This is a genomic window from uncultured Maricaulis sp. (assembly GCF_963975345.1).
Taxonomy (GTDB): Bacteria; Pseudomonadota; Alphaproteobacteria; order Caulobacterales; family Maricaulaceae; genus Maricaulis.
On record NZ_CAXBGE010000002.1, the window covers coordinates 274,398 to 286,855 of the forward strand.

Annotated in this window: 10 protein-coding genes and 1 tRNA gene; 3 read left to right on the top strand and 8 right to left on the bottom strand. The window is 61.6% G+C overall.

The genetic code is table 11. The annotated features are described in order from the left end of the window. Window positions 1-26 precede the first annotated feature (26 nt). Window positions 27-116 (bottom strand) — tRNA-Ser (locus tag AAC029_RS02905). A gap of 186 nt (window positions 117-302) precedes the next feature. Here AAC029_RS02905 and msrA point away from each other — a divergent pair. Then, complete coding sequence (msrA, locus tag AAC029_RS02910) at window positions 303-959, top strand: peptide-methionine (S)-S-oxide reductase MsrA (RefSeq protein ID WP_339743761.1); 657 nt, start codon at window positions 303-305, stop codon at window positions 957-959. 99 nt (window positions 960-1,058) lie between these two features. Beyond that, window positions 1,059-1,733, top strand: a complete 675-nt coding sequence (locus AAC029_RS02915) for an HAD-IB family phosphatase (protein ID WP_339743763.1) — start codon at window positions 1,059-1,061, stop codon at window positions 1,731-1,733. 59 nt (window positions 1,734-1,792) lie between these two features. On the opposite strand, the gene serA is transcribed toward AAC029_RS02915, so the two are convergent. The 7 genes from serA to AAC029_RS02950 form a co-directional block, all read right to left on the bottom strand. Beyond that, the gene (gene serA / locus AAC029_RS02920) at window positions 1,793-3,007 is read right to left on the bottom strand and encodes a phosphoglycerate dehydrogenase (protein WP_339743765.1); all 1,215 of its coding nucleotides are present in this window, start codon (window positions 3,005-3,007) and stop codon (window positions 1,793-1,795) included. 150 nt (window positions 3,008-3,157) lie between these two features. Next, complete coding sequence (locus AAC029_RS02925) at window positions 3,158-3,727, bottom strand: DUF4287 domain-containing protein (RefSeq protein ID WP_339743767.1); 570 nt, start codon at window positions 3,725-3,727, stop codon at window positions 3,158-3,160. Between the two features lie 58 nt (window positions 3,728-3,785). Continuing rightward, the gene (locus AAC029_RS02930; RefSeq protein WP_339743769.1) at window positions 3,786-4,334 is read right to left on the bottom strand and encodes a peroxiredoxin; all 549 of its coding nucleotides are present in this window, start codon (window positions 4,332-4,334) and stop codon (window positions 3,786-3,788) included. Window positions 4,335-4,451: 117 nt separating this feature from the next. Continuing rightward, window positions 4,452-6,260 (bottom strand): translation elongation factor 4, encoded by a 1,809-nt coding sequence (gene lepA / locus AAC029_RS02935; protein ID WP_339743772.1) that lies wholly within the window; start codon window positions 6,258-6,260, stop codon window positions 4,452-4,454. A gap of 653 nt (window positions 6,261-6,913) precedes the next feature. Then, entirely contained in the window at window positions 6,914-8,080 is a 1,167-nt protein-coding gene (locus AAC029_RS02940) for a membrane dipeptidase (protein ID WP_339743774.1), read from the bottom strand. 131 nt (window positions 8,081-8,211) lie between these two features. After that, entirely contained in the window at window positions 8,212-9,549 is a 1,338-nt protein-coding gene (locus AAC029_RS02945) for a hypothetical protein (RefSeq protein WP_339743776.1), read from the bottom strand. 170 nt (window positions 9,550-9,719) lie between these two features. After that, window positions 9,720-10,067, bottom strand: a complete 348-nt coding sequence (locus AAC029_RS02950; RefSeq protein WP_339743778.1) for an Hpt domain-containing protein — start codon at window positions 10,065-10,067, stop codon at window positions 9,720-9,722. A 208-nt stretch (window positions 10,068-10,275) separates the two neighbouring features. On the opposite strand from AAC029_RS02950, the gene AAC029_RS02955 reads away from it, so the two are divergent. Beyond that, the gene (locus AAC029_RS02955) at window positions 10,276-12,447 is read left to right on the top strand and encodes an EAL domain-containing protein (RefSeq protein WP_339743780.1); all 2,172 of its coding nucleotides are present in this window, start codon (window positions 10,276-10,278) and stop codon (window positions 12,445-12,447) included. Window positions 12,448-12,458: the final 11 nt, after the last annotated feature.

Here is a 12,458-nt window from a genome sequence, read left to right on the forward strand (position 1 = left end):
CTGACAGGACCATTTGGGGGGATGTATGGCGGTGAGGGTGGGATTCGAACCCACGAGACGGTTCCCCGCCTACACACTTTCCAGGCGTGCGCCTTCGACCACTCGGCCACCTCACCGCGAGGAGGGCGGACTATACGCATCAGGCGGGCTGGTGCAAGTGACCTCAATCAGCTGGCGTGCCTTGTGCGCAAGGCCCATGGCAGCGGGGGCGGCGGGGTGCGACAGCTTCGGCTCTGGCAATCGCTCGCGGAGTGCTTATTTTGGAGATGAGCACCACCCAGGAACCTGCCCAGGAACCCGCCATGACCGAGCTATTTCCGACCCCTGATATCATCACCGCCGACCGGGCCTTGCCCGGCCGAACCACGCCGATCACCACGGCCAGCACCCATTTCGTCACCGGCCGGCCGTTAAAACTGGAACGGCCGGAGGGGATGGAAGAGATCTTCCTCGCCATGGGTTGTTTTTGGGGCGTCGAGCGCCTGTTCTGGCAGGCTTATGGCGTCTGGCACACGGCGGTCGGCTATGCCGGCGGCCACACGCCCAATCCGACTTATGACGAGGCCTGCTCCGGCGCCACCGGCCATGCCGAAACCGCACGTGTAATCTTCGATCCGGAGAAAATCCCGCTGGACGATCTGCTCAAACGGTTCTGGGAGGGCCATGATCCGACCCAGGGCATGCGTCAGGGCAATGATCGCGGCAGCCAGTATCGTTCGGCGATCTATGTGACCACACCGCAACAGATGGCTGAGGCCGAGCGCAGCCGCACCGCCTACAATGCCGCGCTGGCGGCGCATGGGCGCGGCCCTGTCACCACCGAGCTCAACGAGGCCGGCCCATTCTATTATGCCGAGGACTATCACCAGCAGTATCTCGCCAAGAATCCCGGCGGTTATTGCGGTCTGTCGGGCACCGGCGTGGTCTGCCCGATCGGGACCGGCATCGATGCCGCCTGAGGCCAGCGTGTTACAATAATCGCACCGGTCGGGGAATCGACGCAGATTAGCTGGATTGTGGGCCCATCGGGCTCGCGCGGACCGGTGGGATGCAATCATTTGAAACGCCTGATCGCCTTCGATGTCGACTCAACGCTGCTGCGGGTGGAATCGCTCGACATGGCGCTGGAGGCTGCATTGTCGACGCTGCCCGATGCTGTCGCGGCCAAGAAGCGTCTACACGAAATCACCAATGCCGGCATGACCGGGCGGATGGCGCTGCGCGATTCACTCGAGGCGCGTCTGAAGCTGGCTTCTCTCGACCGCGCCTCGGTAGCGCACATGGCCGAGGCGTTGCGGCAGCGGGTCACGCCGGGCATGGCGGCATTGCTGCGGCAATTGCGGGCCCAGGGCGATCAATTGCATGCCGTCTCCGGCGGGTTCGCCGATCTGCTCGAGCCGGTGCTGGGCGATCTGGGTTTTGGCCGCAGCGAGATCCACGCTAACAGCTTCATATATGAAGGCGAGCATGTCGTCGGGCTCGATCCCGATTGCCCGCTCTCGCACAATGGCGGCAAGGCGGAAATTCTCAACCAGATCTCAACCCGGGCCTCCAGTACCATCATCGTCGGCGACGGCATGACGGATTTCGAAGCTTTCGAGCAGGGCGCCGCCGATAAATTCATCGGCTTCGGCGCCATCGCCCAGCGCGAAGTCGTCGTCGCAGCAGCGGAATGGGCCGGCGAAAGCTATGTCCGCAGTGTCAACGCGCTGGCCGGCCTGCTCAAGCTTTAGGATTCTGGGTGGTCGCATTTTCGAACCGCAAAACCGGTGCCCACTTTTGCTGAAAATACTCAGCCCGCTATAAGCCGCGCCCGGATCGTGCCGTCCATCGCCTTGATGCGATCGAGGAAGGCATCCGGCAGATCGCCTTCGAGATCGGCAATGACATAGCCAAGCTCGCCGCGGGTCTCCAGATGCTGGGCCGCGATATTGGCGCCGGCCGCGCTGACCGCATCATTGAGGCGGGAGAGATAGCCCGGCGCATTGGCGTGGAAGCTGAGCAGGCGGACGCGCCCGGCCTGGATTGGACCCGCTTCAAGTTCCGGCGCATTGACCGAGCCCTTGGTCGCCCCGTGGCTGAGAAAGCGCGCCAGCTTGGCAGCGACATCATCACCGATTGCTTCCTGCGCCTCGAGCGTCGAGCCGCCGACATGCGGGGTCAGGATGATGTTTTCGAATTTCTGCAGGGGCGTCACGAAGGCTTCGTCCTTTGAGGCCGGCTCCCTGGGGAAGACGTCAATGGCGGCGCCGATCAGATGGCCGCTCTCCAGCGCTGCGCACAGGGCATCGATATCGACCAGATCGCCGCGCGCCTGGTTGATCAGGATCGCGCCCGGTTTCATCCGCGCAATCGCCTGGGCGTTCATCATGTTCTTGGTCGATGGCAAAGACGGCACGTGCAGGGTGACGACATCGCAGAGCTCGAGCAATTCATCGAGGCTGCCAACCGAGCGGGCATTGCCGTGGGCCAGCTTGGGTTCGACATCGTAGAAATAGACATGCATGCCCAGACCGCTGGCCAGCACACTCAATTGCGAGCCGATATTGCCATAGCCGACAATGCCGAGCTTCTTGCCGCGGACTTCATGGGAATTGGTCGCCGATTTGAGCCATTCGCCGCGCTTGGCAGCAGAGGCGCGCAAGGGCACGCCGCGCATCAGCATGATCACCGAGGCGAGGGTCAGCTCGGCCACCGAGCGGGTATTGCCGAACGGGCCGTTGAAAACGGGGATGCCGTGACGCGAGGCGGCGTCGAGATCGACCTGATTGGTGCCGATACAGAAACAGCCCAGTGCCAGCAGGCGCGGCGCGGCCTCAAAAGCGGCGGCGGTCATTTTGGTGCGCGAACGAATTCCGGCGACCCGCGCTTGGGCGAGCGCCGCATGCAGAGCGGCGGGCTCCAGCGCCGAAGCGTGACGCTCGATGCGCAATCCGGCAGCCAACAGCGGCGCATCGGCCACCGGGTGCAGGTTTTCAAAAAGGATTGCGGTCTCGGTCTCGGGCACGGGGCATCTCCTTGCGAGTCGCGATCAGACTAGGAGGATTTCGCTGCACCGCAACATGGGGCGAGGAAATATTGCTGCAATGCGGAGGTTTTTTGCAGTGGCTTGCCCTGATCGTGTTTTAACATGCCGCGCCAGAGACAGATTCGAGCGTCAGGCGGCGTTATAGGCCAGGCGCAGCCACTCCATCACTTCGGCGTCGACGGCATCGACATCTTCCAAACGGACGCGATGCGACACCATGGCATTGGCTGGGCCGAAGGCTTCCAGCCGGCCGGTCGGGGCGAGATCGCCCAGATTGAGTCCGAGATCGATGCGGGTCTTCGTCGAGGGCTGGATAATCGCGAACTGTTTGGAGCGGCGCAGGGAGACGTAAGTCTTCTTCGGCGCCAGCTCGACATCGTCGCCAAGCTGGAGAGCCAGCTCGCTCAGTCGGTCATGGATCGGGCGCAGGATTTCCTTGCCGGCATATTGCGCCTCGATCAGATCGGCATCTGAACGGGCCGTTGGCGGGGCGAGCCGCTCCGGACTCAGATGCGCCGTCGCGACCAGATTGGCATAGCCGTGGGTGAGGCCGTGTTCGCCCTTGAGCCAGGCGATGATCTTGCCGTGTTTGGGTTCAGGCGCGGCGCGGGCCAACACAAGCCATTCATCGAGCGAACGACCCGTCTTGGCCGGCATATTCGCCACCATGCTGCGCATCATCTCATCAGGTGTCGCCATGGATCGCCCCTCCCATCAGAGGGTCAAGGCTAGCCAATCCGGCCCGGCGGCGAAAGTCCTACTCGACCGGAGCCGCTGCGGCGCCATAGCCGAGATCGTGCAAGGCCTGCAGCGTTTCGGTGACGTGCTGGTCGGGGCTCATCTCGGAATGTTCGAAGGCAATCGTGCCGTCCGGTGCGATGACGTAGGAGGTGCGCGTGGTCCAGCCTGGACGCAGCATCAAGCCGACGCCATAGGCCGAAACAACATCGCTGCTAACTGCGGCGACCGGGAAGGCGCTGGCGCAATGCTGCCGCGAAAAGTCTGACAGGCGGTCCGTATTGCCGGCCGTGAGGCCCACCAGTGTCGCGCCGGCGGCGGCGAATTCCGGCGCGGATTCGGCGAACAATGCCGCTTCGACATTGCAGCCCGATGTGTAGGCAGCGGGGAAGAAATACATCACCACCGGACCCTCAGCCAAAGCCTCGGCGAGATCGAAATGGAAGGGTTCACCGCCGAGAAAACCGTCGGCCTGGATTTCCGGCGCGGTGTCGCCAACCTCAAGATCGGCCAGCGCCGGGGCGGTGAGACAGGCGGTGACGGCAAGGCTGGCGAGAAAACGGCGCATGGTGGGCTCCAAGGTGAAACGAGCGTGAATCGACACAAGGATGCGCCCTGCCCACTCAATTGCAAGGGCGATTGGCGATTAAATTGCCCGCTCACCAAGAGGTGATCGAAACGAACGCTAATTATCGTCCATTTTCAAAGCCGCGATAAAGGCTTCCTGCGGAATCTCGACCTTGCCGAACTGGCGCATCTTCTTCTTGCCGGCCTTTTGCTTGTCGAGCAGCTTGCGCTTGCGCGAGGCGTCACCGCCATAGCACTTCGCCGTCACATCCTTGCGCAGGGCGGAGAGGGTTTCGCGGGCAACGATACGGCCCCCGATCGCGGCCTGGATCGGGATTTTGAACATGTGGCGCGGGATCAGATCCTTGAGCTTCTCGCACATGGCACGGCCACGCTGTTCGGCCCGGCCGCGATGGACCACCATGGAGAGCGCATCGACCGGCTCGTCATTGACCAAAATCGTCATGCGCACCAGATCGCCCTCGCGATTGTCGACCCAATGATAATCGAAGCTGGCATAGCCCTTGGAGATGGATTTCAGCCGGTCGTAGAAATCGAACACGACTTCATTGAGCGGCAATTCATAGATCAACATCGCCCGGCTGCCGGCATAGGTCAGTTCGAGCTGATTGCCGCGGCGGTCCTGGCAGAGTTTCAACACGCTGCCGAGATATTCGTCGGGCACCAGGATCGTCGCCTTGATCCACGGCTCGGCGATGGAGCGGATCTTCATCACATCGGGCATGTCGGCCGGATTGTGCAGATCGACCGTCGTGTCGTCGGTCAGCTCGATCTTGTAGACCACGGACGGCGCCGTTGTGATCAGCTCGATATTGTATTCGCGCTCAAGCCGCTCGCGGATCACTTCCAGGTGGAGCAGGCCGAGAAAGCCGCAGCGGAAGCCGAAGCCGAGCGCGGCCGAGGTTTCCATTTCGGACGAGAAGCTGGCGTCATTCAGAGCGAGACGTTCAATCGCTTCGCGCAAATCTTCGAACTCAGCACTGTCGACCGGGAAAAGGCCGCAGAACACGACCGGCTGGGCCGGTTTGAAGCCCTTGAGCGCTTCGGTGGCCGGACGGCGGTCATCGGTGATGGTGTCGCCAACGCGGGCATCGCGGACCTGTTTGATCGAGGCATTGAGATAGCCGATCTCGCCGGGCCCGAGGCTGTCGATCGCTTCCTTCTTGGGCCGGAACACGCCGACGCCATCGACGGGATAGGCCCCACCGGAACGCATCAGGCGGACTTTCATGCCCTTTTTCAACGTCCCCTCGATGATGCGCACCAGGCAGATCACACCGAGATAGCTGTCATACCAGCTATCGACCAGCATCGCCTTGAGCGGCGCATCGGGGTCGCCATGCGCCGGTGAAGGCAGACGCTTCACGACGGCTTCGAGCACGTCCTCAATGCCAAACCCGGTCTTGGCCGAAATCTCGACCGCTTCCGAGGCATCAATCCCGATCACGTCCTCGATCTGCGCCTTGACACGCGGAACATCGGCGGCCGGCAAATCGATCTTGTTGAGCACGGAGACGATCTCATGATCGACATCAATCGCCTGATAGACATTGGCCAGCGTCTGCGCTTCGACGCCCTGGGAGGCATCGACGACGAGCAGCGAGCCTTCGCACGCGGCCAGTGAGCGATTGACCTCATAGGCGAAATCGACATGGCCGGGCGTGTCGATCAGATTGAGAATATAGGTCTTGCCATCCTTGGCCGGATAATCGAGGCGCACGGTCTGGGCCTTGATGGTAATGCCCCGCTCGCGCTCGAGCTCCATATTGTCGAGCACCTGCTCCTTCATCTCACGATTGGTCAGCCCGCCCGTGAACTGGATCAGGCGGTCGGCCAGTGTGGATTTACCGTGGTCGATATGCGCCACGATGGAGAAATTGCGGATGAGGGATTGATCAGTGCTCATAGGCGGGGAGGTAGCATTGCCGGACCTGTTGGCCAAGCGGGATGGGCTGTTTGCTTTATGCGCCCGCACCAAAATCTCCACGCGGCTTGCCGCTGGAGGGATGGGAGGGTGTGGGACGCCGGCGAATGCCGGGTAACGCGTATGATTTAAGTGTGACATCCGTGACGTCCCACACGTGCAGTTTTCTCGGGCTGTCTCCACCCCGGTTCCAATCCAGAAAGGTACTCAGGTCGGTCGTTTAGTGCCGTCAGACCTTAATGGACGCCCTGCCAGCGCTCGGGATGTCACCCCTCTGCCCGGACAGGCTGCACGCTCCCGATCGCCGCGACTGACTGAGCTCGTGCCTCCCGTGCGACCGGAACAGCTGAAGCATACGCGCAGGTTGAGGGGGTGAGGATAAGTTCAATAAAACCCGTCATCCCGACCCCCGCCTGCGCGGGGGCAAACTCCAGTCGGGACCTCGATATCGCAGGCTCCGACCCTGTGACGTCGAGGTCCAGGCGTTCGCCGGGATGACGTGAGATAATTGTGAGACGTGGGGGATAGGCGGCCGAAACCGTCTCCACCAGCGCAAAATAACTTCCCCCCGAGGAGCGCGGCGATTTCCGGGGAGAGATATTTTTCTATTGGGTGGAGAAACGGGCTGGCCCTCACTAATCCCCCGGCAAATTCGCCAAGAAGAACCGGATTGTATTCTCCCCCATCACGGCGCGGACATCAGCTTCGCTCAGCCCTGCCGCCAACAGACGATCGGTTAAGACGGCGTATTCCGAAGCGTCGAAGGTGGCGGTGATGCCGCCGTCATAGTCGGAGCCGAGGGCGACATGCTCGATGCCGAGCAGCTCAATCGCGGCGAGGATTGTGGCGGCGACGCCTTCGGGAGTGTCATCGCAAGTGACGTCGGCCCAGAAGCCGATGCCGATCACGCCGCCGCGCGCCGCGACTTCGGACATCAGGGCGTCGGGGATATTGCGCCGGGCCTCACAATGGCCGTGAATACCGGTGTGGGAGATCACCAGTGGCACATCGGTCATGTCGAGCACATCGCGGACAACGGCTTGAGAGGAATGAGCGAGATCGATGATCATGCCGCGCTCGATGATGCGCGCGACGGCGGCGCGGCCGAAATCGGTCAGACCGGCATTGGAGACGCCGTGCAGCGAGCCTCCGAGCTCATTATCGAAGAAGTGCTGCAGGCCGATCATCCGGTAGCCTTCATCATAGAGGCCATCGATATTGGCCAGATCGCCCTCGAAGGGATGACCGCCCTCGGTGGCGAGAATACCGACGAGGACATCGGGGTCGCTGGCGCGGCGCTCCAGGGCAGCGGCGAGATCCTCGCGCGTCCGTGCGACGACAAATTCGCCGTGCGAGAGCGTCGCCAGACGGTTCAGCCGCCGGGCATGATAGCGGGCGCGGGCATAGATCGAGGTCCAGCTTTCCAACGGCCAGAGCTGGACGATGGCCAGCGGGGTGATGTTGTCGCTATCGGCGGTATTGCTGTCGTAATTCATATTGGCGGGCGTCTTGGTGACGCTGGAGAAGACCTGCAGCGCGACATGGCCGGCGCGAAGGCGCGGAAAATCGGTATGGCCGCGCGTATTCCAGCTATTGGGGTCGCGCATCCAGAGCAGCATGTCGGAATGCAGATCGGCGACGCGCAGATCGTCGTGCAGCGCCTGGGCCTCGGTGGAAATTGCATAGGGCTCGTGGGCTGTGACGACATTCATGCCGGCATCGAGCTTGGCCGGCAAAACCCGGAATATGCCGATGGCGGCGGCCAGCAACAGGGCCCCCGCCACTCCCAGAACAATACGCATATCAACTCCCCCCGGATCTGTTTGACCGCAAGAGTGCCACAGCCGGTGCGTGTTGCAAGAAAAAGGGAGGCAAACAAAAGGGCTGCCCGGTTTTCCGGACAGCCCCTTTGATCGTCTGAACGCTATTGGATCTATTCGCTATAAAGCTCGGAGATCGAGAGCGACGCCGTGGCGTTATTGCCCTGGCTGTAGGAGCCGATCCAGATGTCATAGACACCGGACATCGGACGGTCGAACCGCACGGCTGGGTTCAGGCCGGCATTGCCGCCATCATCATCGCAGAACCAGACGCCATTGGGCCCGTTGATCAGAAGCGTGGTGTCGGAATTCGACGCCGCTGAAATGATCAGGGGCAGTGAACCAGCCGTATAGGTCAGTTCGAAATCGGGTGCCGAAGCCACCCAGCCGGCGCAACCGGACTCGACGCTGTCCGCGCGATAACCACCACCCGAGGTGATGTTAACGCGATAGGGATCCGGCTGGAAACCACTGCGCAGCGAGGCCGTGCCATAAGCGGCAGGCGCGGACATGTTGATGCCCGATTGTGGAGGTTGCTGAGGCAGATTGACGGCAGGCGGACGTGAGCCAGCAACCTGACCGATTTCCGAGATCGACAGGACCGAAGTGGCGTAATCGCCCTCGGAATAGGAGCCAACCCAGATATCGTAACGACCGGAAGCCAGATTGGCGAGCGTTACCAGTGGATTGAGGCCATTGCCGCTATCGTCATCGCAATACCAATTGCCATAAGCGTCATTGACGACCAGCGTCGTGTCCGAATTGGACACCGCACCGATGGTCAGCGTGTCATAACCGCCGGCCGAGTAATTGACCGAGAAATCCGGAGCATCGGCGATCCAGCCTGCGCAAGAGCTCGACATGGCGCGGGCGCTGCGGACACCACCCGACGTCACATTGACCGTATAGGGGTCAGGCGTGAAGCCGGAGTTCAAATTCGCGCTGCCGAAGGTCGCAGGCGCGTAGGTGTTTGGCGTGTTGGAATTGCCCTGGGTCAAACCGATTTCGGAAACCGACAGGACTGTTGAGGCGTAGTCGCCCTGGGAATAGGAGCCGATCCAGACGTCATAGCGACCGGAGCGCGGATTATTGAGCTGGACCAGCGGGTTGAGGCCCTGGCCGCCATCATCGTCGCAATACCATTCGCCATTCGGTCCGTTGACCAACAAGGTCGTGTCGGAGCTCGACGTGGCGCCGATGGTCAGATCATAGCCACCCGCAGAATAATTGACCGAATAATCGGGCGCATTCGCAACCCAGCCGCGGCATTCGCCGGAGACATTGCTGGCCGGGATCGAGCCGCCCGAGGTGATGTTGACGTTATATGGATCGGGCGTGAAGCCGGCATTGAGATTGACGCTGCCATAGCTTGGCGGTGCCGAATAATCCTGGGCGAGCGCGCCGCCCGCCATCAGTGCGACAGATGCCGTCGCGAGCAAAAATGCTTTCATCGTGGTTTCCCCTTGTACGCTCGCCAGAGGCTTGGCCCACCCCGTGCAAGCCGCCCCGGCAAATGCCAGAAGTCCACAATAGAAGATTTTCTGGGTGAACCCTAGCTGAATGAAGGCATTTTCTTACATTTTTCAAATCGGTAGCGGGTGATCGCCCGCCAAGGCCGCCGTCAAGACTTGCCCGACGCCATCAGGCTTGAGATCGACACGGTCAGCACGCCTGGGAGTTCGCCCTCATCGCCACGCTCGCCGCGCTCAAGCGCGCCGGCCAGATGGCCCAGCTGTGTCAGGCCGATATTTAGCGCCGCGCCGCGCAGCGCGTGGGCGGCCTGGTGCGCCGCCGGGTCATCGCCGTCGTGTCGCGCCTGCAAATGGGCGGTAGCCTGGGCCTGCAAATCCTCGGCAAACTGGGTTTTCAACGCCGCGAAGGTGTCCGGGCCAACCGCAGCGACCAAGGCGCCCACTATCGACGTGTCGACTTTCGGGCATGTCCGCCAATCGATAGCCTGATCTGTCATTGTCGGTACGTCCTTCACAAAATTTCCACCGCCCCTGCCAAGCGAACCGCAACCCGGCTTGTCAGGCTTCACCATCAAACTAGCGCGACAATGTGAGCAGGCGGTAAACCGGTAGGGTCGGGACGCGGCTGCATGACAGTCCGCAAGTCGCCCGTTTACTTTTTTATGTCAGGACGGGGAGACGAAATTCGATTTGAACAGGCGAAATATGAACAAGGCGCTCGACAAGAAACTCGGCCTCTACATCAATGTGGCAGCGCTCGTCAGCCTGATCGCTTCGGTGCTGACGATCTACTTCTTTGTCGGCAGCCTGAACGCAAATGCCCGCCGCACCGACAGCCTGCTTCTGGCCCAGGGAATCGATGCCGCCGCCGAGCAGAATGAAAACTGGGCCGTCGATTACGGGTGGTGGGACGCGGCGGTCGATTATTTCGAAGCTGGCGAGACCGACGCGCTTGAGGCCAGCATGGCCGAGCCTTTACAGGACCACTCCGGCTTCGATTTTGTCATTTTGAGCAATGAGGCAGAGGGGCGGATTTACGGCTGGCACCGCGCGAGCGGGCTGACGATTCGCGATGACATTCTGAGCCCGGATGAGATGGGCGTCATTCGTCAGGAACTGGCCGGGGAATACGGGCAGGGCAAATATCTCGGCTCGCATTTCGTTTCGATGGATGATCGCAGCTATATCGCCTCAATCACGGTGCTGGGTGAATATGAAGACCGCTCCGCCACCGATCCGCTGCACGACACCCTGTTGATCATCGGCACGGAAATGGATGACGCATTTTTTATGACCCTTGAGGAGCACTACCTCGTCCACAACATCCAATTCTTTCCCCCGACGGTCGCGCCGATCAACGGCGCCGTCCCGGTTCGGGATCGTAGCGGGCACCAGGTCGGTCAGCTGATCTGGCGATCATCCCTGCCCGGGATCGAGACCCTGCGTGTCGCGCTGATACCGCTGATCGCCTATATCCTGGCCTTCCTCGCGGCCTCCCAAGTGATCGGACGTCATGCCCGCCGTCTGGCGCGGAACGCGGAAGAGAATGAACGCCGCGCCCGCCTCGCGGCCTCGACCGACAGCCTGAGCGGCCTGCCCAACCGGCACGGCTTTACCCACTTCATAGATAGCGAGGCCGCGAAGAGTGCGGCCAGCGGTGGACAGGCCGCAGTGATCTATATCGATCTGAACGGCTTCAAGGCCGTCAATGACAAGGCGGGCCACCAGGCCGGCGATGCCGTGATCGTCGAGGTCGCGCAACGCTTCCGCGCTGTTCTGCCGCCACGCGCCTATATTGCGCGCATGGGCGGCGATGAGTTTGCCGCGATCCTGATCGACCCGGACGATGCACGGGACGTGCTCGATATCGCCCGGACTCTGCTGGATTCGCTACAAACGCCGATCGATTGTGATGGACGCCTGTTCGACATTGGCGCCGCGATTGGCGTCTCGGAATCCTCGGCCGACGCGACCAAGACGTTTTTGGCGCTGGTCGACGAGGCCGACCTCGCCATGTATCGCGCCAAGGCCGACCAGCTCGATTACCCCTTGTATTATGATGCCGATTTCGCTGCCGTCGACGAGAATCGGCGCGCGCTCGATGCCGACATGGAAGCCGGTCTCGGTCGGCAGGAATTCTACGTCGCCTATCAACCGATTGTACTGGCCTCAACCGGCGAGACGGCTTCGCTTGAGGCCCTGTTGCGCTGGGAGCATCCCACACGTGGCAATATTCCGCCGGACGTCTTCATCCCGGCCGCCGAACATTCCAAAATGATCCACGCGCTGGGCGATCTCGTGCTTGATTCCGTATGCCGGGAATTTGATCGGGATTCGGGCATCAGCGTCTCGATCAATCTGTCGCCCACCCAGCTCAACGACCCGGACCTCTGCCGCCGCTTCGTGGCCAAGCTTGCGCAATACGAGCTCACCCCGGCGCAAATCGAGCTGGAGCTGACCGAGACGGTGTTGATCGAGGATTTCGGCCGCGCCAAGGCGCGTATGGACGAGCTGAGCGAGGCCGGTTTCCGGCTCAACCTGGATGATTTCGGCACCGGCTTCGCCAGCATCAGCTATCTGCACACCCTGCCGTTCAGCAAGATCAAGGTCGATAAGAGCTTTATTGACACCATTGGCAAAAGCGAGAGCGCCAACAAGATGCTGCAGGCCATGTCCCTGCTCAGCGAGGCGATGCGGCTCGAGATCGTTGCCGAGGGCGTCGAGACCGAGGCCCAGGCATCGCTGCTGCGCCTGCTTGGCTTCGATTATCTGCAGGGTTGGCATTTCGGCCGTCCGATCACCGCCGCAACCCGGGCACAGCTCCGCCTGCGCAAGGACGTTGCCGACGCATCGAGCCCACGCGCCGACAGGGGTTAATGACCAGCGGG

Excerpts from the sequence above, each read along its gene's own strand:
- msrA (WP_339743761.1), top strand. The coding sequence starts at position 303 with ATGACCGAGCTATTTCCGACCCCTGATATCATCACCGCCGACCGGGCC.
- AAC029_RS02925 (WP_339743767.1), bottom strand. The coding sequence starts at position 3,727 with ATGGCGACACCTGATGAGATGATGCGCAGCATGGTGGCGAATATGCCG.
- AAC029_RS02930 (WP_339743769.1), bottom strand. The coding sequence starts at position 4,334 with ATGCGCCGTTTTCTCGCCAGCCTTGCCGTCACCGCCTGTCTCACCGCC.
- lepA (WP_339743772.1), bottom strand. The coding sequence starts at position 6,260 with ATGAGCACTGATCAATCCCTCATCCGCAATTTCTCCATCGTGGCGCAT.
- AAC029_RS02940 (WP_339743774.1), bottom strand. The coding sequence starts at position 8,080 with ATGCGTATTGTTCTGGGAGTGGCGGGGGCCCTGTTGCTGGCCGCCGCC.
- AAC029_RS02945 (WP_339743776.1), bottom strand. The coding sequence starts at position 9,549 with ATGAAAGCATTTTTGCTCGCGACGGCATCTGTCGCACTGATGGCGGGC.
- AAC029_RS02950 (WP_339743778.1), bottom strand. The coding sequence starts at position 10,067 with ATGACAGATCAGGCTATCGATTGGCGGACATGCCCGAAAGTCGACACG.
- AAC029_RS02955 (WP_339743780.1), top strand. The coding sequence starts at position 10,276 with ATGAACAAGGCGCTCGACAAGAAACTCGGCCTCTACATCAATGTGGCA.